Origin of the sequence: Bradyrhizobium sp. AZCC 2176 (genome assembly GCF_036924645.1) — a bacterium.
GTDB lineage: Bacteria > Pseudomonadota > Alphaproteobacteria > Rhizobiales > Xanthobacteraceae > Bradyrhizobium.
Genome location: NZ_JAZHRX010000001.1, coordinates 4,643,498 through 4,669,924, shown reverse-complemented (window position 1 = coordinate 4,669,924; position 26,427 = coordinate 4,643,498). Strand labels below are relative to the sequence as shown.

General features: G+C 63.8%; 28 protein-coding genes and 1 pseudogene. 11 read left to right on the top strand and 18 right to left on the bottom strand.

What is annotated here, in order from left to right; all coding sequences use genetic code 11:
- The first annotated feature begins 5 nt into the window (after window positions 1-5).
- A complete protein-coding gene (locus V1288_RS21940; protein WP_334359030.1) occupies window positions 6-365 on the top strand; it encodes a GFA family protein in 360 nt (119 codons plus the stop codon).
- A gap of 78 nt (window positions 366-443) precedes the next feature.
- Here the strand turns inward: V1288_RS21940 and V1288_RS21935 are convergent, their stop codons facing one another.
- Complete coding sequence (locus tag V1288_RS21935; protein ID WP_334359029.1) at window positions 444-1,151, bottom strand: glutathione S-transferase; 708 nt, start codon at window positions 1,149-1,151, stop codon at window positions 444-446.
- A gap of 186 nt (window positions 1,152-1,337) precedes the next feature.
- Here V1288_RS21935 and V1288_RS21930 point away from each other — a divergent pair, with 186 nt between their 5' ends.
- Window positions 1,338-1,757, top strand: coding sequence for a DUF3606 domain-containing protein (locus tag V1288_RS21930; RefSeq protein ID WP_334359028.1), 420 nt, complete (start codon window positions 1,338-1,340; stop codon window positions 1,755-1,757).
- 15 nt (window positions 1,758-1,772) lie between these two features.
- Here the strand turns inward: V1288_RS21930 and V1288_RS21925 are convergent, their stop codons facing one another.
- From V1288_RS21925 to flgB, 9 genes are all read right to left on the bottom strand, one after another.
- On the bottom strand, window positions 1,773-2,453 hold the full coding sequence (locus tag V1288_RS21925; RefSeq protein ID WP_334359027.1) for a lectin: 681 nt from the start codon (window positions 2,451-2,453) through the stop codon (window positions 1,773-1,775).
- A 144-nt stretch (window positions 2,454-2,597) separates the two neighbouring features.
- Window positions 2,598-3,572, bottom strand: a complete 975-nt coding sequence (locus tag V1288_RS21920; RefSeq protein WP_334359026.1) for a Tim44 domain-containing protein — start codon at window positions 3,570-3,572, stop codon at window positions 2,598-2,600.
- A gap of 264 nt (window positions 3,573-3,836) precedes the next feature.
- Window positions 3,837-6,401: a cell cycle histidine kinase CckA gene (gene cckA, locus V1288_RS21915; protein ID WP_334359025.1), complete on the bottom strand. Its 2,565-nt coding sequence runs from the start codon at window positions 6,399-6,401 to the stop codon at window positions 3,837-3,839.
- Between the two features lie 147 nt (window positions 6,402-6,548).
- Window positions 6,549-7,622: a flagellar biosynthesis protein FlhB gene (gene flhB / locus V1288_RS21910; RefSeq protein WP_334359024.1), complete on the bottom strand. Its 1,074-nt coding sequence runs from the start codon at window positions 7,620-7,622 to the stop codon at window positions 6,549-6,551.
- A 32-nt stretch (window positions 7,623-7,654) separates the two neighbouring features.
- Window positions 7,655-8,425, bottom strand: coding sequence for a flagellar biosynthetic protein FliR (gene fliR, locus V1288_RS21905; protein WP_334359023.1), 771 nt, complete (start codon window positions 8,423-8,425; stop codon window positions 7,655-7,657).
- Window positions 8,426-8,439: 14 nt separating this feature from the next.
- Window positions 8,440-8,703, bottom strand: coding sequence for a flagellar biosynthesis protein FliQ (fliQ, locus tag V1288_RS21900; protein WP_025588824.1), 264 nt, complete (start codon window positions 8,701-8,703; stop codon window positions 8,440-8,442).
- A 135-nt stretch (window positions 8,704-8,838) separates the two neighbouring features.
- Window positions 8,839-9,150 (bottom strand): flagellar hook-basal body complex protein FliE, encoded by a 312-nt coding sequence (gene fliE, locus V1288_RS21895; RefSeq protein WP_334359022.1) that lies wholly within the window; start codon window positions 9,148-9,150, stop codon window positions 8,839-8,841.
- A gap of 16 nt (window positions 9,151-9,166) precedes the next feature.
- Window positions 9,167-9,592, bottom strand: a complete 426-nt coding sequence (flgC, locus tag V1288_RS21890; RefSeq protein ID WP_334359021.1) for a flagellar basal body rod protein FlgC — start codon at window positions 9,590-9,592, stop codon at window positions 9,167-9,169.
- A gap of 26 nt (window positions 9,593-9,618) precedes the next feature.
- Window positions 9,619-10,029, bottom strand: coding sequence for a flagellar basal body rod protein FlgB (gene flgB, locus V1288_RS21885; protein WP_334359020.1), 411 nt, complete (start codon window positions 10,027-10,029; stop codon window positions 9,619-9,621).
- Between the two features lie 435 nt (window positions 10,030-10,464).
- Between flgB and V1288_RS21880 the strand changes: the two genes are divergently transcribed.
- The 4 genes and pseudogenes from V1288_RS21880 (at window position 10,465) to V1288_RS21865 (ending at window position 13,979) form a co-directional block, all read left to right on the top strand.
- Complete coding sequence (locus tag V1288_RS21880) at window positions 10,465-11,550, top strand: flagellar biosynthetic protein FliO (RefSeq protein ID WP_334359019.1); 1,086 nt, start codon at window positions 10,465-10,467, stop codon at window positions 11,548-11,550.
- Window positions 11,547-12,303 (top strand): annotated as a pseudogene (gene fliP / locus V1288_RS21875) (flagellar type III secretion system pore protein FliP). Before V1288_RS21880 ends, fliP begins: the two are co-directional and overlap by 4 nt.
- A gap of 228 nt (window positions 12,304-12,531) precedes the next feature.
- A complete protein-coding gene (locus tag V1288_RS21870) occupies window positions 12,532-13,515 on the top strand; it encodes a GGDEF domain-containing protein (protein ID WP_334361367.1) in 984 nt (327 codons plus the stop codon).
- 50 nt (window positions 13,516-13,565) lie between these two features.
- Window positions 13,566-13,979 carry a copper-binding protein gene (locus V1288_RS21865; protein ID WP_334359018.1) on the top strand — a complete coding sequence of 138 codons (414 nt, stop codon included), beginning with the start codon at window positions 13,566-13,568 and terminating at the stop codon, window positions 13,977-13,979.
- 237 nt (window positions 13,980-14,216) lie between these two features.
- On the opposite strand, the gene V1288_RS21860 is transcribed toward V1288_RS21865, so the two are convergent.
- Window positions 14,217-14,444 (bottom strand): hypothetical protein, encoded by a 228-nt coding sequence (locus V1288_RS21860; RefSeq protein WP_334359017.1) that lies wholly within the window; start codon window positions 14,442-14,444, stop codon window positions 14,217-14,219.
- Window positions 14,445-14,711: 267 nt separating this feature from the next.
- Between V1288_RS21860 and V1288_RS21855 the strand changes: the two genes are divergently transcribed.
- Window positions 14,712-14,921 (top strand): hypothetical protein, encoded by a 210-nt coding sequence (locus tag V1288_RS21855; protein ID WP_334359016.1) that lies wholly within the window; start codon window positions 14,712-14,714, stop codon window positions 14,919-14,921.
- 114 nt (window positions 14,922-15,035) lie between these two features.
- Window positions 15,036-16,430: an FAD-binding oxidoreductase gene (locus tag V1288_RS21850; protein ID WP_334359015.1), complete on the top strand. Its 1,395-nt coding sequence runs from the start codon at window positions 15,036-15,038 to the stop codon at window positions 16,428-16,430.
- Window positions 16,431-16,487: 57 nt separating this feature from the next.
- Here the strand turns inward: V1288_RS21850 and V1288_RS21845 are convergent, their stop codons facing one another.
- The 3 genes from V1288_RS21845 to V1288_RS21835 all read right to left on the bottom strand — a co-directional run bounded on the left by V1288_RS21845 (window position 16,488) and on the right by V1288_RS21835 (window position 21,235).
- Window positions 16,488-16,724 carry a hypothetical protein gene (locus tag V1288_RS21845; RefSeq protein ID WP_334359014.1) on the bottom strand — a complete coding sequence of 79 codons (237 nt, stop codon included), beginning with the start codon at window positions 16,722-16,724 and terminating at the stop codon, window positions 16,488-16,490.
- 162 nt (window positions 16,725-16,886) lie between these two features.
- On the bottom strand, window positions 16,887-17,270 hold the full coding sequence (locus tag V1288_RS21840) for a DUF1488 family protein (RefSeq protein WP_334359013.1): 384 nt from the start codon (window positions 17,268-17,270) through the stop codon (window positions 16,887-16,889).
- Window positions 17,271-17,401: 131 nt separating this feature from the next.
- Complete coding sequence (locus tag V1288_RS21835; RefSeq protein ID WP_334359012.1) at window positions 17,402-21,235, bottom strand: tetratricopeptide repeat protein; 3,834 nt, start codon at window positions 21,233-21,235, stop codon at window positions 17,402-17,404.
- Between the two features lie 367 nt (window positions 21,236-21,602).
- Between V1288_RS21835 and V1288_RS21830 the strand changes: the two genes are divergently transcribed.
- The gene (locus V1288_RS21830; RefSeq protein ID WP_334359011.1) at window positions 21,603-21,824 is read left to right on the top strand and encodes a hypothetical protein; all 222 of its coding nucleotides are present in this window, start codon (window positions 21,603-21,605) and stop codon (window positions 21,822-21,824) included.
- 5 nt (window positions 21,825-21,829) lie between these two features.
- Window positions 21,830-22,273 (top strand): hypothetical protein, encoded by a 444-nt coding sequence (locus tag V1288_RS21825; RefSeq protein WP_334359010.1) that lies wholly within the window; start codon window positions 21,830-21,832, stop codon window positions 22,271-22,273.
- Between the two features lie 46 nt (window positions 22,274-22,319).
- Here V1288_RS21825 and V1288_RS21820 read toward each other — a convergent pair whose 3' ends face one another.
- The 4 genes from V1288_RS21820 to fliL are packed head-to-tail and all read right to left on the bottom strand — an operon-like array spanning window position 22,320 to window position 25,258.
- The gene (locus tag V1288_RS21820; protein WP_334359009.1) at window positions 22,320-23,117 is read right to left on the bottom strand and encodes a MotE family protein; all 798 of its coding nucleotides are present in this window, start codon (window positions 23,115-23,117) and stop codon (window positions 22,320-22,322) included.
- A complete protein-coding gene (locus V1288_RS21815) occupies window positions 23,114-23,551 on the bottom strand; it encodes a DUF6468 domain-containing protein (RefSeq protein WP_334359008.1) in 438 nt (145 codons plus the stop codon). The genes V1288_RS21820 and V1288_RS21815 overlap by 4 nt, the downstream gene beginning before the upstream one ends.
- A complete protein-coding gene (gene fliM, locus V1288_RS21810) occupies window positions 23,548-24,747 on the bottom strand; it encodes a flagellar motor switch protein FliM (RefSeq protein WP_334359007.1) in 1,200 nt (399 codons plus the stop codon). The genes V1288_RS21815 and fliM overlap by 4 nt, the downstream gene beginning before the upstream one ends.
- A gap of 19 nt (window positions 24,748-24,766) precedes the next feature.
- Window positions 24,767-25,258 (bottom strand): flagellar basal body-associated protein FliL, encoded by a 492-nt coding sequence (gene fliL, locus V1288_RS21805; protein ID WP_334359006.1) that lies wholly within the window; start codon window positions 25,256-25,258, stop codon window positions 24,767-24,769.
- Window positions 25,259-25,645: 387 nt separating this feature from the next.
- Between fliL and flgF the strand changes: the two genes are divergently transcribed.
- Window positions 25,646-26,410, top strand: coding sequence for a flagellar basal-body rod protein FlgF (flgF, locus tag V1288_RS21800; protein WP_334359005.1), 765 nt, complete (start codon window positions 25,646-25,648; stop codon window positions 26,408-26,410).
- The last annotated feature ends 17 nt before the right edge of the window (window positions 26,411-26,427 follow it).

The following is a 26,427-nucleotide window of genomic DNA, read 5'->3' as shown; positions in this document are numbered from 1 at the left end:
CCAGGATGCCCGATAGCAAGACCTACACCGGCGGCTGCCATTGCGGCCAGGTGCGCTTCGAATGCACCACCGACCTCGCGATGGTCACCGACTGTAACTGCTCGATCTGCACCAAGAAGGGGCTGCATTTCACGTTCCTCGATCCGAAGAGCTTTCAGCTCCGTGCCGGCGAGGAAAACCTGAAGGAATATCTCTTCAACAAGCACGCGATCCACCACCAGCTCTGCGTCGATTGCGGCGTCGACGTCTTCGCGCGCGGCAAGAAGCCCGATGGCAGCGACGTGGTGGCGCTCAATGTGAGCTGCATCGACGGCATCGAACTGTCCAAGCTGAAGATGACGCCGGTGGACGGGCGGAGCATGTAGGGACTACCACTGCTCGTCATGGCCGGGCTTGCCCGGGTCAAGCCCGGGCACGACGGTTGAGAGAGCGCGGTTCGAGCTTCACCTATCCAGCACCTTGTACCTCCGGAAAATCCCGTCTTCGTTGAACGCAATCCGCCGGTCGCTCGCCAGATAGGCCTTGATGTTCGGCCGCGTCGCAACGCGGTCGCGTAGTTCGACGAGGCCGGGAATTTTCTTCTCGAACGCCTTCATGCGCTTCGGAAAGGCGTAGCGCAGACCTTCCACGATCTGGAATAGCGAGAGATCAACGTAGGTCAGGCGGCGGCCGGTGACGTAAGTCCCGCCATTGGCCGCCAGCAGGTCCTCGAAATAGCCGAGATATTTCGGCACGCGCGCCTTCCAGAACTCGTCGGTGCGTTTCTTCGCCGGTGCTTTCTGCTCCTCGTAGTAGAGCGACGGACCGAGCGGGTGATGGGTGTCGTGCACTTCCAGCACCAGATCGGCGATCGTGAGCTGCAACTGATGCACCCAGAGTTTGCCGGCTTCCGCCTTCGGCGCCAGGCCGTGCCGCGATCCGAGATAGAGCAGGATGTTGGCGGTCTGCCCGATCACGAGCTTTCCGTCTTTGAGGAACGGCGGCGCGAAGGGCGGCGTTCCCCTCCGCGTTTCCATCATGCGCGTCATCGCCGCCATGCCGTTGCCACGGCGCGCGACGTCGGCGTAGCGGGCGCCCGCCTCCTCCAGCGCGAGACGGACGTATTCGCCGCGGCCCTGAATGCTCGGCCAGTAATAGAGCTCGTAACGCATCGATGACCTCCGCTGCCGGTTTGACTGACATAACAAATCATCTCGCGGTTCGTTCGTCACGCCAAACGCGGCATAGACTGCCTCGCGCCGATCTCCACAGGTCCGAATCTGTCCTGATGCAAGCGGGCGTGTTAGATTGCTTCCCGTTTGAAGCGTCGATTTTCTCAATACGACAGGAGAATGCGGATGGCGGACAACAGGAAGAGGCGCGGCGGGGCCGATCGCGGGCTGATCGCGTTGAGCGAGCCTTACGAGGTCGCCTACTGGTCGAAGAAATTCAAGATCACGCCGGCCAGGCTGAAAGCCACCGTCAAGAAAGTGGGACACTCCGCCAACAAGGTGGATGCCTATATCAAGCTGCAGAAACACAAGGCCACCGACCGGGCACGGATCGCGGTAAGCCAGCCCTACGAAGTCAGCTACTGGTCGAAGAAGTTCAAGGTCACGCCCGCCAGGCTGAAGGCCGCCGTCGCCGCCGTCGGGCACTCGTCGAAAGCCGTCGCCGCCCATCTCGCCAAGCGCAAGGCCGCGAAGAAGGCGAAGAAGAGCGCCCGCAAGATTCCCCGGAAAACGACAAAGAAGCGCGCAAAGAAAAAGGCCGCCTAGCGACGGCCTCTGAACTCAGTTAGCCGCGAAGCAATAGAACAGCCCGTCACCGCCGGTGCTCTTCAGGTCGGCCTGCGAGCAGCCACCGTCCGGACCGCGCGAGGGATGCGAGGAATTCCAGGACTTCGAGGCGTCGTCGTCGCGCAGCCCCATGCGATCGGAATGACCGACCATCGCGGCTCCCTGCGTCGAGCTCGTCCAGTTCTTGCAGGTGCGATCCTCGCCCGCCGCAAACGCTGACCCGTCGGGCTGCGATCCCGTCAGCACGTCGTGGCGGTTGGGCGTATCGCCGCGGCCATTGATGACTTCGCCCTTCTCGCTGAGCGCGCTCTGCTTGGTGAGGCCGTTGGCACCGTGCAATTCGGCGACGTCCTTGGCGACCACCGCGCCCTTGGCATTCTTCCACGGTCCCTTGCCGATGCGATCGCGCGCATTGACGGCAGGCTGACCGTCGGCGGCTTGCGTCGAGAGGTAGGCGCGCCAGGTCTTGCCGCCCGCTCCAGCCGCCTGCGCCAATGTCTGGCAGTGATTGTCGGCGCCGGCGAGCCCGCCGAGATTGCCGCCATTGCCGATGCCGTTGCTGGTCAGGAAGAAACTGGTATCGGCCGATTGCGCCTGCGCGGGCGCGCTGGCGAGAGCCGATATGGCGGCAAGCGCAAAGCATGCCGGCGAGATGATTCTGGCGAAGCTGTTCATCTGGTTTCTCCCTGTTGTTTTTGGTTCGTTGGCATCAACACATCCCGGCGACCGTTATTCCGGTACGAAATGAAACGGGCATTCTGGCAAAGAAAAAGGCGCCGCGGAACGAACCGCAGCGCCTTCCTCGTCACGTTGTGGCGATCAGCTCGTCTGCTGGATCGCCGAGAGTTCCCAATCGGCGCCGCGCCGACGGGCGAAGGTCCAAACCTCGGTGGCTTCGATCGGCGTGTCGCTGCCCGCGATCACACGGCCGGTGGTGCGCTCCAGGGTCTTGTCGACCAGCGAGAACCGCATCGCCACGCTGGCGTAATCGGTTTCGCCTTCGCGCCAGGCTTCCGCAAGGTCGCCCTGCAGCAGCTTGACGTCGGTCACCTTGTTGACGTCGTTGCGGGCCTTGTTCTCCTCCAGATCCTTGGAGAAGTAGGACACCATCTCGGGCGTCGCCAGCGTATGCAGTCTGGCTGTGTCCTCGTTGGACCACGCGGCCTGGATCTCGCCAAGCAGCCGCTCGAAGGCTTCATAGTCGGCCGGCTGGATTTCCAGCGGCGGCTGGCTCGAACCCAGCCCAAAGCCACCGAGGCCGGAGCGGAAGCTGGTCTGGGCACCAGGGCCTTCGGCAGCAGGCGCGCCGGCATAGGCGGAGGCCGGCGTATGGCGGCGCTGCCACCACGACATCGCCAGCCGCACCACGATCACGATCAGGGCGATCTGCAGCAGCAGGCCGATGATCGACGACAGACCGCCGAGGCCGGAGAACAATCCACCGCCGAACAGCATGCCGAGCAGGCCGGCGCCGAGGAAGCCCGCGGCGAGACCGCCGAGCATGCCCATGCCGGGCCGGTTGAAGAAGCCGCCCTTGTTGGCCGCGCCGGCCGCCGGCGCGCCCACGCCAGGGGTTCCCGGCTGGGTGAAGGTACGGTTCATGGGCTGCGCCGTGCCCGGCGCGGTGGTGGTGCTCGGAGGCGCCGAATAGGTGCGCGATCCCCGCGAACCGGAGCTGCCGCCACCGCCGACGCGGGCGTCAGCCGCCGAAATCGTGATCGCCAACGGAACCGCCACCGACATAACGATCGCGATAGTCCGTATAATTCCGCGCGCAGTCTGCGTGAAATTCATGTCTTTTTCCTCGTTCCCCGACATTGGAGAAGTGCCCCTAAGATGGGCAGGACCGCCCAAAAGTGAAGCCGCCATAGGGACGCATGGCTGCGGCCCTCGGTCGCGGGGATGTGACGATTTAGCCGTGAACCAACATTAATCAATGGTTTAGCGGCTAGCAATGTCAGCTCGCGCAGGATGCGTAGCCGGGAGAATTCGCCTTCGAAATGGCGATGGCTCCGGCGTGCTGAAGCATTTCATACGGGCGGATATGACGGGCCGAGCTCACGACGCCGTCATCGTCTCCTTCACCTTCTCGACCAGCGCGCTGAGCGCGAACGGTTTCGGCAGGAAGGCGAACTGCTCGTTCTCCGGCAGGCTCTTGTCGAAGGCCTCTTCGGCGTAGCCGGAGACGAAGATGATCTTGAGATTCGGATTGCGCTTGCGCATTTCGCGCAACAGCGTCGGGCCGTCCATTTCCGGCATCACGACGTCGGAGACGACAAGGTCGACCGCACCGTCCTTTTCGTCGAGCGCCTCCATCGCCTCGATGCCGTTGGAGGCCTCGATCACGCTGTAGCCGCGCGAACGAAGGCCGCGCGCATTCAGCGAACGCAGGCCGTCCTCGTCTTCCACCAGCAGGATGGTGCCCTGCCCGGTCAGATCGGGCCGCGGCTTCGGCGGCTCGGCGGCTGCTTCCTTGCCCGCACCGTTGGTCGCCTGCGCCTCCGGCTGCGCTTCCAGTTCGGGCCGGTGACGCGGCAGGAAGATGCGGAACGTGGTGCCTTCGCCGGGCGTGGAGTCGACGTAGACGAAACCGCCGGTCTGCTTGACGATGCCGTATACCGTCGAAAGCCCAAGCCCGGTGCCCTTGCCGACCTCCTTGGTCGAGAAGAACGGCTCGAAGATCTTGTCGACGATGTCGGCCGGGATTCCGGTGCCGGTATCGGAAATGTCGATCCGCACATAGTCGGCCGCCGGCATGCCCTTGTGGGAGAGCTGGGCTGCTTCATCCACCGTCACATTGGCGGTTCTCACCGTCAGCTTGCCGCCATCGGGCATCGCGTCGCGGGCGTTGACCGCGAGATTGACGACCACCTGCTCGAACTGCGAGACGTCGACCTTGACCGGCCAGAGGTCGCGGCCATGCACGAGGTCGAGCTTGACCTTCTCGCCGATCAGGCGCCGCAGCAGCATGGTGAGATCGGAAAGTGCGTCGCCGAGGTCGAGCACCTGCGGCCGCAGCGTCTGGCGGCGCGAGAACGCGAGCAGTTGCCGCACCAGCGTCGCCGCGCGAGTCGCGTTCTGCTTGATCTGCATGATGTCCTGGAACGACGGATCGGTCGGCTTGTGCGCGTTCAGCAGGAAGTCGTTGGCCATCATGATGGCGGACAGCACGTTGTTGAAGTCGTGCGCGATGCCGCCGGCAAGCTGGCCGACCATGTCCATCTTCTGCGACTGGTTGATCTGGTTCTCCAGCGTGCGCCGCTCGGTGGTCTCCAGGAGATAGACGATGGCGGCTTCGGTATCGCGCTCGTCCTCCTCGACCGCGGTGACGAAGAACTGCCCCCAGCGCTCCTTGACCCCGTCGAGCATGGCCTCGACGGGGGCGATGTCGCCCTGCCCTTCGGCCGCCTGGTTGATCGCCGCGATCAAGAGGCCGCGGTCGCGCGCATTCACCGCACGGAAGATCGACTTGTTGGCTGCACCATCCGCGCCCAGGCTTTGCGCGAGCTTGGCGAAGCGGGCGTTGGCACGCACCACCGTACCGTCGCGGTCCACCGTCGCAATCGCCATCGGCGTATGGTCGAAGAATCGCATGAAGCGGACTTCGGCGGCGCGTTCCGGATCGGAATGCTCGTCGCGCGCGCGGCTGATCACCAGCGTGCGGGACGAACCCGGCGAGCCGTCGGCGCCGAAGGCGAGCTTGTGATAGAGCCGCACCGGCATGGTCTTGCCGCCGCGCATGCGCAGGTCGATGTCGAACACTTCGGTTTTGACTTCGCCCGGCACCGCCACGATCGAAGTCAGGAGCGAGGCGCCGTCGCCGGAGACGATATCGGATAGCTTCAATCCGCCCGAGCCGATCTCGGCGAGGTCGTAATCGAGCCAGTTCGCCAGCGTGGCATTGACATAGATGACGTCGCCGGTCGGATTGACCGAGAAGAAGCCGCAGGGCGCGTGGTCGAGATATTCGATCGCGTGCTGCAGCTCCCGGAACACGTCCTCCTGGCGCTCGCGGTCCCGCGTGATGTCGGCGATCGACCACACCGCATATTTCGCTTCGCGCTTGCTCTGGCCGAGCGGACGAACCCGCATCCGCAGCCAACGGCCCTGGGCGCCGTCAGAGCCCGCGATGCGAACCTCCTCCTGCTGCCGCTTGCCTTCGCGGGCGGCCTTGAGCAGGCGGAACACGGCTTCGGAGACGTCGGGATTGCCGATAAAGACGCGTTCGACGGGCCGCACGTCCTGCGGGCTCGCAGCCCCCGTCAGCGCCAGATAGGCGACGTTCGAATAGACCACATGGCCCTTCGCGTCGGTCACGGCCAGACCGTCATGGGCATGATCGGCGATGCGGCCCATCACGGGATCGTCGGCGGCGCGGTCGGTGAAGCGGACGATACCGGCGGCAAAGGCGAACAGATTGAACAGGCCGACCATGGCCAATAGCGCCAGCACGCCGAGGATATAGGGCTGGGCCTGGGCGCGACCGATGGTCATCAGCGCCACCGCCACCGCGACGATGCCGGCGGCCACCAGCAGCACCAGCACGATGCTGCCGCCCCGCCGCGCCGGTTCATGGGCCGCGAAGGGCTCGGTGGGCGGATGGCTGTCAGTCCCGGCGGTCATCTGAAGAGGCGCTGCCCTTCGGCATAGAGGTGACGCGCAGAGTCGCGCGCCCCTCCTGAGTGCCTGAATCGGACCCGCAAGCGCAAGTCCGTCAGGCGGCTATTTGACAAATTGAAGGCATTTCAAGGGGATTTCCAGCGGTTCCTCTCACGTTCTCGGGGTGGAAAGCCCGCGCTTCAGGCCCATGACATAGCCGATGATCTCGGCGACCGCGTGATAGTGCTCGACCGGAATCTCCTCGTCGATCTGGACGGTGGCATAGAGCGCCCGCGCCAGCGGCACGTTCTCCACGATCGGAATGTCGTGCTTCTTGGCGATTTCCCTGATCTTGAGCGCGATGTTGTCGGCGCCCTTGGCGACGCAGACCGGCGCCGACATGCCGCGGTCGTAGGACAGCGCCACCGAATAGTGGGTCGGGTTGGTGATGATCACGCTGGCCTTGGGAACGGCGGCCATCATGCGCTTCTTCATCCGCTGCACCCGCAACTGGCGGATGCGGCCCTTGATGTGAGGGTCGCCTTCGGACTGCTTGAACTCATCCTTGATTTCCTGCAGCGACATCCTCTGCCGCTGGTACCATTGCCGGTACTGGAAGAAGTAATCGGCGATCGCGACCGCGGCCAGCATCGCCACCACCGCGCCCATCAGATGCAGCGTCAGATTGGTGGTCACGCCGAGGATCGCCGAAGGGTCGAACATCAGGAACGATTCCAGGCGATGCCGCTCGGGCCACAGCACCGCCATCATGACGGCGCCGAGCGCGATCAGCTTGAACACGCCCTTGGCGAAATTAGCCACCGCCTGCTTGCCGAAGATGCGCTTCAGTCCGGCGCCCGGCGATACTTTGCTGAACTTCGGCTTCAGCGATTCCGACGACCACACCAGGCGGTGCTGGATCATGTTGCCGGCGATCGCGGCGAGCGCCAGCATCAACAGCGGCACGCCGATCGCGCCAAGCACGGCATAGGCCAGCGTGTTGCAGAGCGCGAGCAGCGCCGCACCGTCGGTATGGAGCTGGCCGGCATTGGCGACCAGGTTGCGCAACGGCGTCAGGATGCCGCCGCCGATCGATCCGGAGAACGTCGACAATATCAGCGTGCCGCCCGCGATGATGAACCAGGTGTTGACTTCCTGGCTCTTGGCGACGTCCCCCTTGGCAAGCGCATCGTCGAGACGCTTTTGCGTAGGGTCTTCTGTCTTGTCGTCGGTATCGTCGGCCATCGCGGCGCTCTACCACTGTTCCGGATCATGTTCTATTTCAGCGGCGTCAGCTCGTGCATCACGCCGATGAAGTAGTTGAGATAGGTCGCCATCATCCCGGTGAGCACGAGGGCGAAGATCAGAAAGCCCACCATGATCGACAGCGGCACGCCGACGAAATATACCTGCATCGCCGGCATCAGCCGCGCCAGCACGCCAAGCCCGATGTTGAAGACGAGGCCGAACACCAGGAACGGCGCCGAGAGCTGTATGCCGATCTTGAAGGCGGTAGCAAAGGCGCGCGTGGCCAGTGCCGCCACGTCGCCGCTCGGCATCAGTTCGCCCGGCGAGAATATCCGGTAGCTCTCGTTCAGCGCCGCGATGACGAGGTGATGGGTATCGGTGGCGAACAGCAGCGTCATGCCGAGAATGGAGAGGAAATTGCCGATCAGCACGCCCTGCTGGCCCTGGGTCGGATCGACGGCGGTGACGAAGCCGAGGCCGAGCTGCTGGGCGATCACCGAGCCCGCCACTGCAAGCGCCGCCAGCGTCACGCGCGCGGTGGCGCCGAGCACGATGCCGATGGCAATCTCGTGAACCAGCAGCACGCCGAGTCCGCTCATCGAGGTCAGGTCGATCTGGTAGGCAGTGCGGTGCAACGGCAGGATGAGCAGCGTCAGCAGGAGCGCGATCGCGAGCTTGATGCGCACGGGGATATTGCTCTCGCCAAATCCCGGCAACAGCATCACCATCGCTCCCACGCGGGCGAACACCAGCATGAAGGTGGCGGCAAGGGCCGGCAGCAGCGATATGTCGACACGCATTTATTCACAATGCATCAACCGCCTATGATTCGCGACGATATCCGCATCATGTGACTGTGTAGCGAATCCGCCATGAACGGCAATGCCAGCAACAGCGTGACAAAGATCGCGAGAATCTTCGGCACGAAGATCAGCGTCTGCTCCTGGATTTGAGTGAGCGCCTGGAACAGCGACACCACGACGCCGACCACGAGCCCGATCACCATCAAGGGCGACGACACCACCACGATGGTCCAGATCGCATCGCGCGCCACGTCGAGGGTTTCAGCACCGGTCATTGCAATTCTCTCAGTTTTCACTTGTTCTGTCATTCCGAGGCACGCGAATGGCGAGTGGCGAATAGCGAATGGGGCCAGCGATGCGGCGATGCGGCCGCATTTCCCTCGCCATTTCCTATTCGCTATTCGCCATCCTCAGATCGGCATCTTCATGATGTCTTCGTAGGACTGGATCACCCGGTCGCGCACCGAGACCAGCGTCGAGACCGCGACGTCGGTTTCCGCGACAGCGGTCACCACGTCCATGACGTTGGCCTTGCCCGAACTCATCGCCATGGCCTGGGCGTCGGATTTCTTGCCGGAATCCAGCACGCTTCCCACCGCGTCCTTGAGCAGCGCGCTGAAGGACGGGCCGCCGGTGGATTGACTGCCCTTCTCGGCGCCGCCGGATTCCATGATGCGCGAAAGCGCGGCGTAGGCATTTGCTGCAACGGTCGGTGAAGCCATTTTCTATGGTTCCTGTTCAGGCCTTGAGGATGTCGAGCGTGCGTTGAATCATGCGGCGCGTGGCGCTGATGATGTTGAGGTTGGCCTCATAGGACCGCTGCGCCTCGCGCATGTCGGTCATTTCGACCAGCGGATTGACGTTCGGATATTTGACATTGCCGGCCGCATCCGCCGCCGGATTGCTCGGCTCGTGCTTGACGCGAAACGCCGACTGGTCGGTCCTGACCTTGCCGAGCGTCACCACCCTTGCGTCCAGCGTGCGGTCGAGAGCGGATGAAAATGTCGGCACCTTGCGGCGATAGGGATTGTCGGCGGCGGTGGGTGCGGTGGAATCCGCATTGGCGATGTTTTCCGAAATCACCCGCATCCGTCCCGCCTGCGCGCGCAGGCCTGAGGTCGCGATGCTCATCGAGCGGGCGAAATCGCTTCCATCATCTGCCATGATCCAGTCCTCCTAGCCGCAGCGCTTCAGCGTTTTCCGATGGCGGTTTTGAGCAGGCCGAGACTGCGGGTGTAGAGCGACGTGGCGGCGGCATAGTCCATCTGGTTGGCCGAGACCTTCAGCATCTGGTCTTCCAGATTGACCGAATTGCCGGCTGGCTTGGTCAGGAAGCCGCTCTTGCCGCCATCGCCCCTGAAGCTCTGCCCGCCGCCGGAGACGCTGATATGGGTGGCGCTGGTGCGCATCGTGGCCAGCGAGCCCATCGCGCCACCAATGTTCGCGCCCTTGTTGTCGAACTTCGGTTCGACCAGGTCGCTCGGCCTGAAATTCGGGGTGTTGGCGTTGGAGACGTTTTCGGCGAGCACGCGCTGGCGTTCCTGGTGCCACTGCATCTTGGTGCGCAGCGCCGACAGGATCGGAAGATCGTTGATGGCCATCGCGCTGTTCCCCGTTAACCTCTGGCAGACGCCGCGAGGTAGGCAGAATTTGCCCGGTGTATGGTTAACGGCTGGTTAAAATCGCGCCCCGCCGTCGTCGACAGCAGCCAATGCCCGCCGACAGCGACAAAACGAGCGCATTTTCGCCACGAAAACTGCGTTAACCAGCAACCGCCGACGCGGCTTGGGGCGCTCAGAAGTCGTTTTGGCTCAAGCGATTCTTGGTCTATTAATTAACCGGACGGCGGCATCCGCCGCGGGGAATTAAGGAATAAGGCTGATCTCGGGCGTGATTCGCCGTCTCGCGGATCGCTTCAGAGCATGATCGGGATGGCGGGAACCCGTTTCCCGGGGAACACGCTCGGACAGCAGGACCTAAGACCGCACTCGACGAAGCCAGCATCAAGAGAACGGCCCGTGGCCGGGGACTAAAGAATGCAATCACCTCTGACATTCCTCTTCGCATTCATCGCCGTTCTGGCGCTGATCGGCTTGGCTGCATGGCTGGTTCGCCGTTTCGCCAACAACCGCCTCGGCGCCAACACCCAGCGCGGACGGATGCCGCGGCTCGCCGTGATCGACGCCGCCGCCGTGGACGGCCGCCGGCGCCTCGTGCTGGTACGGCGCGACAATGTCGAGCATCTCCTGATGATCGGCGGCCCGAGCGACATCGTGGTCGAACCCAATATCGTGCGCGCGATGCCCAACCGCGATCAGATGGCGCCGCGCCCGGCCGTCGGCGAGCAGCCGCCGCGCATCGCGCCGCTGCCTGATACCGCCTGGAGCGAGGAGGCGGCAAGGGAGGCTGCAAGATCCGATTCGCGATCGGCCGACACCTTCGATCACCATGCCGAACCGCAAATGCCGGAGCCGCCGCCGCGCCCGTCACGGCCTTCTTTCGTCGACGAAATCCGCCGTCCCGCGCCGCCGCCGATGCCGGAGCGCCGCAGCGATCCATTGACGGGCTTTGCGCCGGAATCGATCAGCGGTCGTCCCGAAGCGGCCCCCCCGCGCCTCGGCCGCAACGAGCCGCTGATGCCGCGGCCGCAGCGTGAGTTGCCACAGCGTGAGTTGCCCAAGGCACCGCCAGTCCGTGAGGCGCCGCCAGTCCGCGAGGCGCCGCCGGTGCGTGAGGCGTCGGCAGTCCGTGAGGCATCGCCCGCCCGCGAAGCGCCGCCAATCCGTGAGGCGCTGCCTCTCCGTGATGCTGCTCCGCCGGTTCGAGAGACCCCGGCCCGAGCGCCTGAACGCGCCGCGGCACCGCCGCCTGCGCCCCCTCCGCCGCCGGCCCCCGCGCCGTCGAGCGCCGACCAGAATCTCGCCGAGATGGCGCAGCGGCTAGAAGCCGCCCTGCGCCGGCCGGCCGAGCCGGTGGCGCCGCCGGTTGCGCCGGAAACGCCGCCCGCCCGAACCTCCCGCAGCGAGCCTCCCGTTCCCACCCCCGCTCCGCAGAAGAGCGGCTTCGAGAATCTCGAAGACGAAATGGCGTCTTTGCTGGGCCGTCCGAAGAACCCTTCGTGAGGCCGGCGACTTCTCCGCGTAGAGTTTTAGTTTTCCTAATCCTGACCGCCGCCGGATCGCTCGCCGATCCGGCGATGGCGCAGGACATCAGCATCAACCTCGGCCAGGGGGGCGGCGGCGTCACCGAGCGCGCGATCCAGTTGATCGCGCTGTTGACGGTGCTGTCGATCGCGCCGTCGATCCTGATCATGATGACGTCGTTCACACGGATCGTCGTCGTGCTGTCGCTGCTGCGCACCGCATTGGGTACCGCGACCGCCCCACCCAATTCCGTGGTCATTGCGCTCGCGATGTTCCTGACCGCGTTCGTGATGGGCCCTGTCCTGCAGAAGTCCTATGACGACGGCATCAAGCCGCTGGTCGCCAAACCAGATTGGGGTCGAGGAAGCCCTGCAAAAGGCTTCGGTGCCGCTGCGCGGTTTCATGCAGAAGAACGTTCGCGAAAAGGATCTGAAGCTGTTCGTCGATCTCTCCGGCGAGCCGCCGCCGGCGACGCCGGAAGACCTGTCGCTGCGGATACTGGTGCCCGCCTTCATGATCTCCGAACTGAAACGCGCCTTCGAGATCGGTTTCCTGCTGTTCCTCCCCTTCCTGATCATCGATCTCGTGGTCGCATCGGTCCTGATGTCGATGGGTATGATGATGCTGCCACCGGTGGTGGTGTCCCTGCCGTTCAAGCTGATCTTTTTCGTGCTGGTCGACGGCTGGTCGCTGGTGGCGGGAAGCCTGGTGCAGAGCTACGGCGGCAGTTAACGGTCTGTTCCCAAGGTTCCACGTGGAAATGGGTCAATATTAGTTACGTATTTGCTGCGGAGTTTCCGGGCGAATTTAAGGTCAGATTAGTTCCCTTCGTGCACAGTGGATGCCAGGGAACTGAATTTCGCAGCAAAAGCATCACCGGGTCAAACGATGGCAGGCCAGCCGATCGGCGATATGGACGCCGAATACGCCACGACGATTGCCGATCGGGCTATGCGGTTGATGTCGCAGCAGTCGGTTCCCGCCACCCCCACCAACTTCGCCGTCTGGTTCGAATATTCCCTGGGCAATTCGCTTGCGCTGCGAAAGACCATCGATATCCTGATCGCCGGCAAGCGCAAATTCGACCCGGCGATCAACCACGAGCTCTACATTACCTATGTGGCGCCGCAGTCCGGCGGCGACCCGCTCGGTGACCTTCCCGAGCAATTGAGCGGCCTGATCGCCACCGCCCAGCAATTCCTGAACACCGCCGTCACCGACAACCAGACCCACATCAAGGCGCTCGGCGAAGTGTCTTCCGAAGCGGCCGGAACCAGCGATCCCCGGACGATCATTGCGAAGCTGGTTGACGAATTGTCAAAGGCGACGGCGCGGGCCGCAACGCTGGAGGCAAATTTCGCCGCCACCTCGGAGGAACTGGACAGCATCCGCGACTCCCTGAAGGCAGCCGAGCAACGTTCCAATACCGATGCGCTGACCGGGCTCGCCAACCGGCACTCGATGGATGAATTCCTCCGCCTCGCCCAGATCACGGCGATGGAAAAGGACGAGGCGCTCAGCGTCTTCCTGATCGACATCGACCACTTCAAGAAATTCAACGACGATTATGGCCACCAGGTCGGCGACCAAGTGCTTCGGCTGGTGGCCAAGGTCCTGCAGGAAGGTGTTCGCGAAGTGGATCTGGCAGCCCGCTATGGCGGCGAGGAATTGATCGCGGTGCTTCCGGGCGCCGATCTCGAGGCGTGTACGTCGGTCGCCGAGCGCATTCGCCGTCGCATTGCCGAAGCGAAGCTGACCCGCCGCGCAACCGGCAAGGAAATCGGCAGCATCACGGTTTCAATCGGGGTCGCGCAATTCCGCCTCGCCGAATCCGCGGAAGCCATGATTGAGCGCTGCGACCGCGGGCTCTATCAAGCCAAACGGCTCGGCCGCAACCGCACGGTGACGGAGACCGAACTCGAGCCCGAGGCCGGCGCAGCGTAGCGGAATGGCGTCAACGCCAGCGCGCCTCATTCGGCTGCCTTATTTGAAGCGTGCAGAAAGAAATTGCCGCACCGCGCTCGTGCGCGGAACTTCTGCCGCAATCCCGGCTTATCGTAGACGCCTTCAGCCGGGAGTATTCCATGAAAATCGCAGGGATGATTATGGCTGCCACTGCGGCCCTCAGCATCGTCGGTACGTCGGCGCTTGCCCAGCAAGCGCGTACGGGAATGGTGACGAGAATAGACCGGATCAGCGGCACCATCTCGATCAAGGATATGCCGGATGGCACCACCGGTGCGAACACCGGCGCCGCGACCGAAGAATTCAAGATCCAGGATGGCGCGCGGCTGAACGCCCTGCACGCCGGCGACAGGGTCACCTTTGCCGTGAGCGACGCAGCAGGCACCAAGACCATCACGAAGATCGACAAGACGGACGCGGTGACGAAGATCGACAAGAAGTGAGACATTGCCGAAGCGGCATCCAACCTCGTGATGTCTCGCTTCGCCAGGACAACGGCGAGGCCCGGAGTTGCCCATCATGCTTTGGGAGTCCGGGCCTCGTAACCTGAACTGCTCTTTTCCGGATAGAGCCGCTCGGTACGAAATGCACTGCAGGGTAATTCGGCCGGCTTACCTTGATCTTCCGCAAACGCCCGCTCGATTTCGCCCCCGGAAAACCCGGCACCGGTTTCCTGCGGACTAGTGCGGCGGTGCCCGCTCCAGCGAAGCGCGAATTTCAGCGACTGTCTCGTCGCAATATTCGTTCAGCTTCTGGAATTGTTGCTGCAGCGCCCGAAGCTTTCCGGCGCGTTTCGCCGGCCCTTCCCGATCGATATTGAATCTGTCTGCGGGCGATGGACGGGATGCCGCAGCCTCCGCGGTCGCCAGCGCCGCTCGCATCGATGTGTCGTGACCGTTGGAAGACATTTCTGCACGCCTCACAAATTGGAATCCGGCCGGACAGGATCCGGCGGATTTGTCCGTGTGGTCGCGCGCTGGCCTTCCGAATCTGCCCCCTGCAGTGTGTTGTTTGGATGCCCGGCCGGGGTCGATTTGGTGGCAAAAGAGGGACGCCGGTGGCGGACCTCGTATTCTTACGGACCCCCATTTCCTTGATTAAGATGCAATCAACGCCCAGTTTCGCCGGTGCCTTTCCTTTGTTCATTGGTTGCTCAGCGATAATTCGATATGCCCGTGCCGCATCCAGAAACCGGTCTGCCGCCGCGCTGCGAAATTTGCGGCATCGGCACGGTCAGGATCGGAAAGCTGCCGCGAATCGGATTGCGCCCGCTCATCTACGTCTACAAGTGCGACGCCTGCAACCAGATCACGTCAGTCGAGCCGGAGCGGCAGGAAGAAACGATCCGCCGCCGCCCAGTGTCGGCGCGGCGGCCGCGGCGCTAGTCGAGATAGACCGCCATCTTTAAAAACGCATTTCCCCATGCCGGGCCGGGTTTCCTCCTGGCCATGCCGTATGTAAAGCTTCGGCCAAACTTCTCACAAAGAAGAGGCAGGGGCATGTCCGAGGGCTTCATCGACGAACTGCGCAACGCGCTCGACAAGGGCGCGGTGCTATCAGGCGGCGACATCGACGCGCGCTATCATCACGATCTCGCCGGCAATCCGGTGCCGAAACCGCGCGCGGTTATCCGCCCGAGAACGACGGAGGATGTCTCCGTACTACTTCGGCTCTGCCATCGCGAAGGTGTCCCCGTGACGACGCAGGGCGGCATGACCGGGCTGGTGCGGGGCGCGTTGCCGAACGCGAACGAAATCGTGCTGTCGATGGAGCGCATGAACAGCGTTGAAGAGGTCGATGCCTCCGCCGGTGTCGCCATCGCGCAAGCCGGCACGCCGCTGCAAAAGCTCCAGGAGCAGGTCGAGCAGGACGGCTTGATGTTTCCGCTCGACCTCGGCGCGCGCGGCAGTTGCACCATCGGCGGCAACATCTCGACCAACGCCGGCGGCAACCGCGTCATCCGTTACGGCATGACGCGTGACCTGATCCTCGGCCTCGAAGTCGTCACCGCCGACGGCACCGTGCTCAAGGGTCTGCGCAAATACATCAAGAACAATACCGGCATCGACTTGAAGCAGCTTTTCATCGGCAGCGAGGGCATCCTCGGCGTGGTGACGCGCGCGGCGCTGCGCGTCTTTCCCGCACCGGCGGCGCGGCAGGTGGCGCTGTGCGCGCTGACCTCGTTCGGGCAGGTCACCGCATTCCTGAGGATGGCGCGGCAAAGTCTCGGCGGCGAATTGACCGCCTTCGAGGTGATGTGGAATGCCTACTACCGCCTTGTCGTCGAACGCGTGAAGGGCGTGGCCGGGCCGCTGCCGACCCATCACCCGTTCTACGTTCTGCTGGAGGCTTCTGGTAGCGACGCCGGGCGTATCCACGCCGATCTCGAAAAATTGCTTGAGACCGCGATGGACGACAACCTGATCCTCGACGCCACGCTCTCGACCTCGAATGCCTCCGCCGCCGCGATCTGGCGCATCCGCGATTCCAGCGTCGAACTGGGCCGTACCTTCCCCTATACCGCCCGCGTCGGCTTCGATGTCAGCCTCGCCATCGACCGGATGGAGGAATATGCCGACACGATCGGATCGCGCGTCAGGGCGATCGATCCGCAAGCGTTCGCCATCGTGTTCGGCCATGCCGGCGACGGCAATCTGCATCTCAACGTGCATCACGAGCACACGCCCGACAAGCACGACGAATTCGAGAAGCTGGTCTACGACATCACCGGTGAATTCGGCGGCTCGATCTCGGCCGAACACGGCATCGGCATCCTGAAGCGGCCCTACCTGAAAATGAGCCGGACAGAAGAGGAAATCGAAACCATGCGCACGCTCAAGCGCGCGCTCGACCCGAAGAACATTTTGAACCCGGGGCGAATTTTTACAGTGTGAATTTTTACGGTGTGAAGGAGCATTGCGCGGTCAAGCCGAACCGGACGTCCGCCTCCCTCACCCCTTGAAATCATACTGCTTGCAGAGGTGGTCGCCGATCTGGACCAGCATGGCGACACATTCGGGATAGCCGGGTTTGGCGACGGTGGCTTCATCGGCCTCGGCGCGGAATTCCCAGCTATTGCCATCGCGGAGCACGGATATAACGATGCCGTCGGGGCAATCGGCGTGAACTTTCAATTCGGCCCGCGCCATCGCGATGAGTTCGGCTTCGGTCTTGGCGGGCTTGCTCATCGTGATGGCGTCCTCCGGCAGGTTGTTTGCCCGCAGGTTGCCGCTTTGACGCGCATCTGTCGAGGGGTGATAGAACGACGCGCCATCTCATCGCGCGAGAAAGCCCATTTTGCTCGCCATTGCGATTGCCGCCCGCTCTCAAGGCGATCGCAGCGTGGCGCGCTATTGCGTCGCGCTCGCCGAACTCGATTCAGCAATGACCCGCATTGAAGCGGTTTTGTCCGTATCCAGTCCCGAGCCGGTCGCGATCGGGTCGGCCAACGACGATGGTAACTTCTGAATGTGCTTGGTGAATATCCTGATGATCCGGCCTTTGACCACAGGCACACTGTCGAACATATCGGATGCGATGCCTTCGACGGCATCCCGCAACGCCAGGAATTGCGCCTGCCTGGCCATGCTTTCTGTTCCTCGGGTGCCGGCCAGGTCGTCCATCGCGGCATCGCTGATCTGACACTCGACGGTATCGGCGCCGTTCAGCATGGTGAACCTGAACGCCAGGCGTTCGAGGTCGTGTCCTATAATTCGGTCCCGGGTCAGTGGCATCGGACGGGCGGTGTTGGACGGTTCGCTTTGGACGGTTAGCTAGAGACGATCCAGAGGGCGCCTGAGCGGCACCGACGTCGTTCCTAATGCGTCAACTGGTCAAAAATTGGCCGAACCTGCGGCCGAATCCGCTACTTCGCCTGCTTCTTCAGTTCGATCCGCCTGATGCCTGAAATCGCGGGCAAGGCGCCGGTGTGGACCGGCTCGCTCCGGGACATCTCCGGTGACAGCGGCGCGCGGGCGGTGGCATCCGGGAAGCGGATCTTCATTTCGCGGATGAAGCCGTCGAGCGTGTCGACGCTGGCGGCCATCTTGGCGATCAGCGCGAATTCGGTGCTGTTGGAGGCGGCCGGCTTGCTCGCGGTCTCGAATGCAAGCCGGTCGGCCTCCCCGGTCATCAGGGGGGCGTATTTCTCGCGGAAACGGGCCAGGCCGATCGCGTCCTCGGCCAGCGCATAGCCGACCACGGCGCGGATCACGTCGCTCTTCTCGGCGGCGTTCAGCGGCCTGAAATCCCGCCAGCGGTCGGCGTAGTACAGTTCGATCTGTTCGGAAGCCTCCCGCCACTGCCGCGAAGCCCAGTAGATGTCGGAGCGCAGCCGGATCGCTTCGCGGCCGGTGATGTTGGAGATGATATCGAGCGCGAGGTCATGGCGGCCGACATCGCTCTGGGCCCGTGCCTCCAGCAGCAGCCGCTGCTGCCGCAGTTCGCCGGAGAGATCGGCGATCCGGGTCAAGCGCAGCGCCGCGATCGCCCGGTCCGGCTTGCGGTTGGTCAGGTAGACCATGGCAAGGCGCGCGGCCACCTGCGCGCGCGCAGCTCCCTCCAGCCGTTTGTCGACCTGGTACTGCAGCAGTTCGGCGGCCTGGTCGAGCAGATCCACCGTCGCCAGCCGGTCCGCGAGGCGTCGGATCATCTCGTCGCCGCGCCGGCCGATCGGCGTCAATTCGCGATACTCATAGAACATGGCGAGCGCATCGACCGGCTTCATATCATCGCCCTTCGGGCCGAGATAAAGCTCGGCAAACAACGCGGACGCCGCATCCTGGCCCTGCCGCGACAGTTCGGAATTGGGCTGCAGCTTCGTCGCGGTCTTGGCGGCGGCGAGCGAGTCAGCGTAGCGGGCGGTTTCAGCGTAAATCTGGGCCAGCTTGTTCAACGCCCTCAACTCGATCGCGTCGCCGCGCCAGGTGACCGCCAACGTCTCCAGCTCGCGCAGGAACTCGGCCTGGCCGAGGTCACCGCGCCGGTGCCGCAGCATGGCCTCCAGCAGCCTCGCCTCGGCGGACGCTTGCCGGTCGGGGGACTGCGCCGCGTACCTGTAGGCGTCGAGCGCGTCCTTGTCGTGCCCCAGCGCCTCGGCGAGCCGTCCGCGCAGCACCGCGATCTCGGGCTTCATCTCGCTGGGAATGCCGATCACTTCGAGTTCGCTGCGCCGCCGCGAGGCCCCGGCATAATCCTTGACCTCGAGCGAGGCCCGCATCGCATCCGCGGTAACGATGCGCTGCAGTTCCAGCGGCAACGCGGCAATCGAGAATTCGGCGTTCTTGAACTTTTCGCGTGCGTCCGCCCATTTCTCCTGACGGGCGAACGCGAACCCCTTCCACAACTGGGAATCGTAGCCGTTGCCGATCGCAGGACTTGCAAGATCCTTCAGCGCCCGCTCAGGATGGCCGATCAGGATGCTGGCGACCGCGTGCACCATCAGCACGGCGGCATCCTCGTTCCCCTGGGTGGTCTCGGAGAGCATGAGGTTGGTCATCCCCCTCGCTTCCTGATACATCCCGCGCGACATGTAGAAATTGGCAAGCTCGAGGCGCGCTTGCGCCTTTTGCTCCGGCCCCGCGGCGGCCGCGGCCTTGGTCAACGCATCCAGTTTGGCGAGAAATTTCTCCTCCCGGTTCGTGCGCCATTCGTTGGCGTCGAACAGCGGCCTCACTGCCGCGGTGGCGCGTTCGGCCGCGACGTCGGCGGACGACAGCGTCAATCCGCCGGGCCGTCCAAGCATCACCTTGTCGGCGCCGACCTCGGCGCTGATATCGTCGGAGTTCGGATGCACGACCACGCCGTGCACGGATTCCAGCAGCGACAACTCGACAAAATCCTGCCGCTTGATGAGGCCGCGGGTCGGCGGCGGCGCCGTGACGACCAACAACGTATCGCCGGCGTCGGGATCGACCAGCCGGTGCATCGCACCGGGACTGGCCAGCGGCACGGTGACATTGGCAAGCGCGGGATCAGTGATGTTCCGCAGCACCGTCAGCGGCAACGGCGACGCCTGGCCGCGGTCGGCGAAGGTCAGCGTCCACTCGGCGCCATTGGCGCGGCCTTCGCTTTCGAGCGAGGGAATCTGCGGCCGGTTGAGGCGGATGCGGATCGCCTGGCCCTTTTCCATCGGCAGCCGGCTGACATCGCCGACAATGGCGCCGCCCTTGGCGCGGATCGGCTCGACATCGATCGGCTTGGTCTGGTCGAACACCAGCCACACCATATCGGCGCGGCGGAACAGCGCAGCCGGGGTCGGCGCGGCAAAGGAGAACGTCACACGCAAGCCGTCGCTGTCACGCCTCGCCTCGACGGTGGCGGTCTTGTCCTTGGCGCCGCTTTCTGGCGGCGGACTGGATAATGCCGGCGCAGCCTTCCTGGGCGGCTCCGCGCCAGGCGGAGCCTGCTTGGGCGCCACGGCCTTCGGCGCTTCTGCCGCGGCGGCCTGGACCTGTTCGGCAGGCTGCGCCGCCTTCGCGGTTTCCGCCGCAGGCGCGTTTTTTTCCGCCGCAGGCGCTGTTTTTTCCGCCGCAGGTGCTGTTTTTTCCGGTGCGGCTACCGTCTTCTCGGCCACGGGAGCCGCGTTGTCCTTGGCTGGCGTGACTTTTTCGACGGCAGGCATTGCGGCCTCGGCCACAGCCAGCGCCTCGGTCACCTGGGCGGGCTTGATGTCGATTCTGGCCTGTTCGGCAATCGTCTCCGAGGTAATGGGCGGAATCTCCGCCGGCAGTTGTGGCGACGCCGATTCCTTCAGGGCCTTGTCGCGCGAAATCCGCGAGGCAGGCCCCGGCCTGGCCGGCACGGCCGGCTTGGCTGCGGCCTGCGGCTCGGCCAAAACGGGCTTTTCCGCCTGCTGGAAGGCGACATCGATCACATAGTTCTTTTCCTCGCGGAACGAATGCACGTCGACCTCGCCGATCAGCACGATGTCGACTGCGGAAGAATCGACGTCGGCCCGCTGGCTGATCGAGGCAATGTTCGGCGGCGCCGCCACCTTCGCATCCGCCAGGTCGAAATTGAGCACGCTGTTGAACTGCAGCGTCAGCTTCTGATCGTTCAGCACCGATGACACGTTGACGCCGTCGGGCATCTCGAACACGAAACGGACGAAAGTCGGCTGCACCGAGGCGCGGACGCGCACCGGTGGCCGCTTCTTTGCGGCTGCCACCGCCATCTGCGCGCGCAGCGCGCGCTCGGCGGCGCGTGCCCGCTCCGCCAGTTCGCGCACGACCGCAGCAGGGAGCGCGGGCGGCGGGCCGGTCCAGCTATCGGGCAGGAAGTCGACGAAAATCCGCTCCCCCGCCGTCATGGTGTTGACGGTTGCCCGCCGCGACAGCGACAGCCGGATCGCCGTACCGTCGGGATCACGCCGCGCCGAGCCGACATAATCGGGAACGGCGTCCGACAATTTGTCGACGGGAATATCCACCGCGCGCTTGAATTGGATGATGATGATCGAACCTGCGGTCGAAACATCGGATTCGACGTCTTCGGCCAGCTTCAGCACCAGCCGGGCGAAGCCGCCTCCGGCGGTAAAGGTCGCCTCCCCCCGGACCGGATCCTCGGCGCGGCTGGGCTGCGACATGGCGAGGCCGGCGAGCAGCAGGACAGCGGCAAGCGACCGGCCGAGGCACAGCCGGGCCGCCCGCGCCAAAGCGCGGCCCTGCGACCCAGTTCCAGCGGCAGCCCTTTGCCCCATCCAGGAAATCTCGCGGCCTCAATGAATTCTGCGGCGAAGCGCGCTCGCCTGCGGGTTTGAATCTTGGATTGGCCGACTTAAGGTTTTGTTAACGTCAACTCATTGATTTCATTGAAGGGCAGATGATTGCCCCAGGTGGAGCGCAGTATGGGTCGGAATTCGGCCCTTCTCGCGATCATCCGGCCGCCGCGGCCGGCTCGCGCCGCCTGCGCCGTGATCCGCATCATTAATCTCACGACGGTTGGAACCAACATCAGGCATCCCGTCTTAGGGAAACAATGGACCCGGGACGCGGGGCCGGCAGTCAATCAACCAACGCTCCCGGGTCGCCAAACCTGCCTCAGGCAGCCAATTCGGAGTGCGTGAAATGGCAACCCAGATCGTGATGGATCGTACCGGTGACACCCGCCACACATTCGACATCCATGATCGCGCGGAGGTCGAAAAGGCCGAGCGGCGTTTCAAGGAATTGACCGGCGCAGGTTTTACGGCAGCGGTGCGAACGGGGCCCGGCGAGCAGCGGGTTATCCGCTCCTTCGATCCGACGGCCGAGGAAACGCTGTTTTATCCGCGTCTCGTTGGTGGCTGACAGCAGTGACCCAGCAGATCGTCCTTGCGATAGGCTCGTTCTTCCTGGCATTGCTTGGCACGCTGCTGCTTTCGGCGCTTTCGCTGGTCGTGGCGCGATCTGGTTCCGGCGGCAGATCGTTTCGTCTCGAAACCGAGGCGCGGGCGCTGGCGCTATTGAAGGGCTGGCTCTCGCCGAAGCAGCGCGCCTGCTATGAGCGATTCCGGTATTTCGACGTCACCGGCAGCGACACCGGGACGCGCTATCGGATCCATCATGGCACGCAGACGAACATCGAGGAACTCAGCAGCACGGGCTACCACGTCTGCAAGTGGTGCTTCGTTCCGGATGGCGACCTCGTGGCGGGCGATGTCATGCTGGCGCAGAAGATCGCCCTTGAAACCAATGAGCGTGGCGCGCTCGCCGTAGCCCATCGCTCGTTCGTGTCATCGGGGCCGCGCAGGTTCTGACCGGGTGGCGCCGACGCCCTTTGACCGGGGCGCCGGCGCTGCGCGGTCAATTGGGCTTTTGCTGCAGGATCTTGCCTTCGATCTTCGGCAGCTCGGCCGCAGAGATGGATTTGTCGGTGCCGGCGCGGCGGGCCAGTTCGACCGTCAGCCGTTCGGCGGCTTCCGGCTGCATCAGGCCCAGAATGTCCGACATCTTGCGCGGCGCGATCTGGGAAGCGATTTCGTAGAGCACGGACATTTCCAGCCGGTCGAACACCTTGGCGGCGTCCTTTGGCTTCATGTTCTCATACATCGTGATGATACCCTTGAAGCGGGCGGCGTCCTGCTCCGCCTTTTGCCCGCTCGCGGTCGAGATCCGCGCCTCGGTCGCCTTCATGTCCTCGACCCGGCCCTCGATGCGCTTCTCGGCCGATTTCAAAAGGCTTTCGCGAATTTCGATTTCACGGGCACGCTGCTCCAGTTCCTGGCGCCGCGCCTGCAGCCGTTCCAGGATGGCGCGCTCCGACGGCGACACCGATTGCGGGTTCTGGTCGGGAAACACCACGACGCCGTCAGGCTTCGGCGCTTCGGTGGCGGGAGCGGCCGGCTTCGGCGCCTCTTCCTTCTTGACCGAACCGGTGATGTCGGCGGAATCTGCCTTGGCACTACTCGGATAGCCCAGATTGTCCTGCGCCCAGGACCGCTTGGCGGATGGAGCGGGAGGGCTCGGCGGCTCGATTTGGCTCGCCTGATATTCGAAGACATAGCCGCCATCGATCACGAGGCCTGCGACCTTCAGCACTGCAAGGCCGAAGATCGCGACCAGCACGACCGGAATGACGCGGATGTCCCGGAACGATTTCATGCAGCGAGGCCGCTCGCCCTTCGGCGTTCAGAGAAGGCTTCCGCCGCAGCGGCCACCGCCTTGGCAGTAGAGACCTTGGGTGCTGCGGATTCGGCCTCCTGCGAGGGCCGCGCCGCGATCGCGATCTTGGACAGCCGGCGAATGACGCCGTCGCCTTCGGCGAGCATGTTCTTCAGATGCCCCGCCATCTGCGTCGCCGCCGTGAGCTGGCTGCCGAGATTCTCATTGACGTCGCGCACGGTGTGCTTGAGGCCGCCGATCGCCCGCTCGGCAATCTCGGTCGCGGTGATCAGTTCCGCGATCGTGGCCTTCAGCGAATGCTCGTCCGCCTTCAGCCGCTGCAGCCGCTTGTTGAGCAGCATGCAGTAGCCGATCGTGAGCATCAGCAGCACCGCGACCAGACTCTCGATTACAATGCCAAGGGAATGACTCATTGTGCCTCCATCAACTTGGTTTGTTCGTCGGCCTTCTCGAACATCGCGAAGGTGGTATTGGGCTTGCGCAATTGCTTGGTGACGCGAATGGCGACACGGTCGCCGACCCGGCCCATCCGCCCTTCAGTCAGCGTGACGTTGCCGCAGCGGACCGAGACCAGCGCGTCGGGACGCATCTCCAGCGGCAGGGTGTCGCCGACCTTCAGCTTCATCAGGTGCTTGAGCGGAATGTCGGCTTCATACAGCACGGCATCGACCGATATCTCGGCCTGTGCCACTTCGGTCGCGAAATGGCCTTCCCAGATCGGATCGCGGCCGAACTTTTCGCCCATGAACATCTGGAGCAGAACCGGGCGGATCGGCTCGATAGTCGCGTAAGGCAGCAGCAGTTCGATATTGCCGCCGCGGTCTTCCATGTCGATGCGCAGCCGCACCAGGATCGCGGCGTTGGCCGGCCTCGAGATCGCGGCGAAGCGCGGGTTGGTTTCCAGCCGGTCGATCGAGAACGTCACCGGCGACAGCGGCCGGAACGCCTGCTCGGCGTCTGATAGCACCACCTCGACCAGCCGCTTGACCAGGTTGGTTTCGATCGTGGTGTAGGGCCGCCCCTCGATGCGCAGCGAGGTCTGGCCGCGGCGGCCGCCGAGCAGCACGTCGATGATCGAATAGATCAGGCTGGAATCGACCGTGGCGAGACCGAAATTCTCCCACTCCTCGGCCTTGAACACGCTGAGCACCGCCGGCAAGGGAATTGAATTCATGTAGTCGCCGAAGCGGACCGAGGTGATGCGGTCGAGCGAGACTTCGACGTTGTCCGAGGTGAAGTTGCGCAGGCTCGTGGTCATCAGCCGCACCAGGCGGTCGAACACGATCTCGAGCATCGGCAGACGCTCGTAGGACACCATCGCGGAATCGATGATGGCGCGAATGCCGGAATGGTCGTCGAGATTGACGTCGCCGACGCTGAAACCGAGCAGGTTGTCGATTTCTTCCTGCGACAGAACCCGTTCGCCGGAATTCTTGTTGCCGAACTCGCGGCCGCCATCCTCGACCATGGCCGCCCATTGCAGCGCCATGCTCTCGGAGAGTTCATTGGCGGCCGCTTCTTCCGCGGCCGCCGCGGGATCCTCGGAATCGAGCGACGCCTCCCATTGGGCGGCTATCGCATCCTGGTCCATCTGGTCGTTGCCAGCCATGATCTTTAAATCCGTCCCATCACTGAACCATGATTTCTTTGAACAGCACGGCGCTCACCTGCTGCGGCGCCACCGCCAGATTGACCCGCTTGGTCAGCTCTTCCTTCAGCCGAAACAGCCCGGCCGAACCGTTGATGTCGGAGGGACGCAATTCGCGCAGGTAGGTCTGGAACAGGTCGGTGACGCGGGGCAGGTTCGGCTTGATCGCCTCGACCTGCTTCTCTTCCTTGATCTCGAGCACGACCTTGACGCGGAGATATTGCACCCGCTCGCCGGGGGCCCCGACCAGGTTGACCATCATGTCGGGCACTTCGACGAAGGACGGCGGCTTCGGCGGCGGCGCTTCGGCGTGCTGCACCTCGCCATGGCCGCGCGTCAGGAAGAACCAGCCGGCGCCGGCGCCGAGGATTGCGACGAACCCCGCCACCGCAATGATCAGCTTGAGCTTGCCCTTTTTCGACGACGCGGCTTCTGCGCCGTCTGCGCCTTCCGCCTGCTCGTTGTCAGCCATTGCCCCGCCCGCTTCGATTCCGAAAACGAACGCGGTTGCCACCAGCCTGGGTAACGATGCCCCCACAACGCGAAACAAAAGCCGCCAGCGCACACGCGCTCTCTACACGTGCAACGCTAGGGTAATAATGGTTAACGGAACCTTTCCATTAACGCCCAAGTAGGAAAAATCTGCCGGGCAAACATGGTCAACAAGAGCTTTCTGCCGCCCGCCCAGCATCCCGAAAAACGCCCAACCCCTTCAAAAATAGGCACTTCCCGACTTGGCACGGCTTTCGCTGAGTAATCGGCGTGACCTGCCGGCTTGGGAGAGCCCAAAGGTTTACGACGGATCCGGACCACGGGCTTGGGAGAGCCTGCTTCGGATCAATCAAGGGGAGAACCACCGATGGAGAATATGCTTCTCGTCGGACTTTCGCGGCAGATGACGCTGGAACGGCAGTTGGATGTCGTCGCCAACAACGTCGCCAACATCAACACGACCGGCTTCAAGGCCGACCGGTCGCTGTTCGAGGAATATCTGCGCTCGCCTGCGCATGAAGATAATTTCGTGCGCGCCGACCGCCGCGTCTCCTTCGTGCACGACCGCGCCACCTTCCACGATTTCGCGCCCGGCCCGTCCGAGCAGACCAAAAACCCGCTCGACATCGCAATCGACGGCAACGCCTTCCTGGTGGTGCAGACGGCGGCCGGCGAGCGCTACACCCGCGACGGCGGCCTGCAGATCAACAATCAGGGCCAGCTCGTGACCGCGAGCGGCGATCCGGTGCTGGGTAACTCCGGCCCGATCGTATTCCAGCCGACCGACAAGGCGATCAACATCGCAGCCGACGGCAATATCACCGTCCTCGAGGGCACCGGCAGCACTGACTCGGTCCGCGGCAAGCTGCGGCTGGTCAGTTTTGCCGATGCGCAGAAGCTCGTGAAGGAAGGCGGCAACCTCTACTCCGCGGGCCAGGGCGTCGCGGCCCAGCCCGACACCAGCTCGCGGATCCGCCAGGGTTTTATCGAGAAGTCGAACGTCAATTCCGTCCACGAAATGAGCCGCATGATCGAGATCACGCGCACCTACACGCAGATCTCGGCGATGCTGCAGCAGCAGCACGACCTGCACCGAACCGCAGTCGAGAAACTCGCCGACGTTCCGGCATAACCGTAAGGCATTGATCG

Excerpts from the sequence above, each read along its gene's own strand:
- flhB (WP_334359024.1), bottom strand. The coding sequence starts at position 7,622 with ATGGCCGACGATACCGACGACAAGACAGAAGACCCTACGCAAAAGCGT.
- V1288_RS21930 (WP_334359028.1), top strand. The coding sequence starts at position 1,338 with ATGGCGGACAACAGGAAGAGGCGCGGCGGGGCCGATCGCGGGCTGATC.
- V1288_RS21860 (WP_334359017.1), bottom strand. The coding sequence starts at position 14,444 with ATGTCTTCCAACGGTCACGACACATCGATGCGAGCGGCGCTGGCGACC.
- V1288_RS21870 (WP_334361367.1), top strand. The coding sequence starts at position 12,532 with ATGTCGCAGCAGTCGGTTCCCGCCACCCCCACCAACTTCGCCGTCTGG.
- fliL (WP_334359006.1), bottom strand. The coding sequence starts at position 25,258 with ATGGCTGACAACGAGCAGGCGGAAGGCGCAGACGGCGCAGAAGCCGCG.
- V1288_RS21940 (WP_334359030.1), top strand. The coding sequence starts at position 6 with ATGCCCGATAGCAAGACCTACACCGGCGGCTGCCATTGCGGCCAGGTG.
- cckA (WP_334359025.1), bottom strand. The coding sequence starts at position 6,401 with ATGACCGCCGGGACTGACAGCCATCCGCCCACCGAGCCCTTCGCGGCC.
- V1288_RS21820 (WP_334359009.1), bottom strand. The coding sequence starts at position 23,117 with ATGAAATCGTTCCGGGACATCCGCGTCATTCCGGTCGTGCTGGTCGCG.
- fliE (WP_334359022.1), bottom strand. The coding sequence starts at position 9,150 with ATGGCTTCACCGACCGTTGCAGCAAATGCCTACGCCGCGCTTTCGCGC.
- V1288_RS21845 (WP_334359014.1), bottom strand. The coding sequence starts at position 16,724 with ATGAGCAAGCCCGCCAAGACCGAAGCCGAACTCATCGCGATGGCGCGG.
- V1288_RS21920 (WP_334359026.1), bottom strand. The coding sequence starts at position 3,572 with ATGAATTTCACGCAGACTGCGCGCGGAATTATACGGACTATCGCGATC.
- flgC (WP_334359021.1), bottom strand. The coding sequence starts at position 9,592 with ATGGCAGATGATGGAAGCGATTTCGCCCGCTCGATGAGCATCGCGACC.
- fliQ (WP_025588824.1), bottom strand. The coding sequence starts at position 8,703 with ATGACCGGTGCTGAAACCCTCGACGTGGCGCGCGATGCGATCTGGACC.
- flgB (WP_334359020.1), bottom strand. The coding sequence starts at position 10,029 with ATGGCCATCAACGATCTTCCGATCCTGTCGGCGCTGCGCACCAAGATG.
- V1288_RS21815 (WP_334359008.1), bottom strand. The coding sequence starts at position 23,551 with ATGAGTCATTCCCTTGGCATTGTAATCGAGAGTCTGGTCGCGGTGCTG.
- V1288_RS21935 (WP_334359029.1), bottom strand. The coding sequence starts at position 1,151 with ATGCGTTACGAGCTCTATTACTGGCCGAGCATTCAGGGCCGCGGCGAA.
- fliR (WP_334359023.1), bottom strand. The coding sequence starts at position 8,425 with ATGCGTGTCGACATATCGCTGCTGCCGGCCCTTGCCGCCACCTTCATG.
- V1288_RS21840 (WP_334359013.1), bottom strand. The coding sequence starts at position 17,270 with ATGCCACTGACCCGGGACCGAATTATAGGACACGACCTCGAACGCCTG.
- V1288_RS21850 (WP_334359015.1), top strand. The coding sequence starts at position 15,036 with ATGTCCGAGGGCTTCATCGACGAACTGCGCAACGCGCTCGACAAGGGC.
- V1288_RS21835 (WP_334359012.1), bottom strand. The coding sequence starts at position 21,235 with ATGGGGCAAAGGGCTGCCGCTGGAACTGGGTCGCAGGGCCGCGCTTTG.
- V1288_RS21830 (WP_334359011.1), top strand. The coding sequence starts at position 21,603 with ATGGCAACCCAGATCGTGATGGATCGTACCGGTGACACCCGCCACACA.
- V1288_RS21880 (WP_334359019.1), top strand. The coding sequence starts at position 10,465 with ATGCAATCACCTCTGACATTCCTCTTCGCATTCATCGCCGTTCTGGCG.
- fliM (WP_334359007.1), bottom strand. The coding sequence starts at position 24,747 with ATGGCTGGCAACGACCAGATGGACCAGGATGCGATAGCCGCCCAATGG.
- V1288_RS21925 (WP_334359027.1), bottom strand. The coding sequence starts at position 2,453 with ATGAACAGCTTCGCCAGAATCATCTCGCCGGCATGCTTTGCGCTTGCC.
- flgF (WP_334359005.1), top strand. The coding sequence starts at position 25,646 with ATGGAGAATATGCTTCTCGTCGGACTTTCGCGGCAGATGACGCTGGAA.